This window comes from Escherichia sp. 94.0001 (genome assembly GCF_013369155.2).
GTDB classification, from domain to species: Bacteria; Pseudomonadota; Gammaproteobacteria; order Enterobacterales; family Enterobacteriaceae; genus Escherichia; species Escherichia coli_F.
Genome location: NZ_JABWMS020000182.1, coordinates 1 through 1,031, shown reverse-complemented (window position 1 = coordinate 1,031; position 1,031 = coordinate 1). Strand labels below are relative to the sequence as shown.

Sequence of the window (1,031 nt, the reverse complement as noted above, 5' to 3'; positions counted from 1 at the left end):
ACAACGCCCGCGCCAACGGTACGGCCGCCTTCACGGATTGCGAAACGCAGACCGTCGTCCATCGCGATCGGGTGGATCAGGGTAACAACCATTTTGATGTTGTCGCCCGGCATTACCATCTCTACGCCTTCCGGCAGTTCGATGGTACCAGTCACGTCAGTAGTACGGAAGTAGAACTGCGGACGGTAGCCTTTGAAGAACGGAGTATGACGGCCGCCTTCATCTTTGGACAGAATGTACACTTCAGATTCGAACTTGGTGTGCGGCTTGATGGTGCCCGGCTTAGCCAGTACCTGACCACGTTCGATTTCTTCACGTTTGATACCACGCAGCAGAACACCTACGTTCTCACCAGCACGGCCTTCGTCCAGCAGTTTGCGGAACATTTCAACGCCAGTACAGGTGGACTTCTGAGTCTCTTTGATACCAACGATTTCAACTTCTTCACCAACTTTGATGATACCGCGTTCTACACGACCGGTAACTACGGTACCACGACCGGAGATGGAGAATACGTCTTCGATCGGCAGCAGGAACGGCTTGTCAATCGCACGCTCTGGTTCCGGAATGTAAGAATCCAGGAAGCCAGCCAGTTCCAGGATTTTCGCTTCCCACTCTGCGTCGCCTTCCAGCGCTTTCAGAGCAGAACCACGAACGATCGGAGTGTCGTCGCCCGGGAAATCGTACTGAGACAGAAGTTCACGAACTTCCATTTCAACCAGTTCCAGCAGCTCTTCGTCATCAACCATGTCACATTTGTTCAGGAACACGATGATGTACGGAACGCCTACCTGACGACCCAGCAGGATGTGCTCACGAGTCTGCGGCATCGGGCCGTCAGTCGCAGCAACTACCAGGATCGCGCCGTCCATCTGAGCAGCACCGGTGATCATGTTTTTAACATAGTCGGCGTGCCCCGGGCAGTCTACGTGTGCGTAGTGACGGGTCGGGGTGTCATATTCAACGTGAGAAGTGTTGATGGTGATACCACGAGCTTTTTCTTCCGGCGCGTTATCGATCTGGTCGAATGC

Annotated in this window: 1 protein-coding gene; it reads right to left on the bottom strand. The window is 53.9% G+C overall.

The window, feature by feature from the left end:
* A partial coding sequence (gene tuf / locus HEN33_RS25080) for an elongation factor Tu (RefSeq protein WP_000407797.1) occupies positions 1 to 1,031 on the bottom strand: 1,031 nt, incomplete at both ends.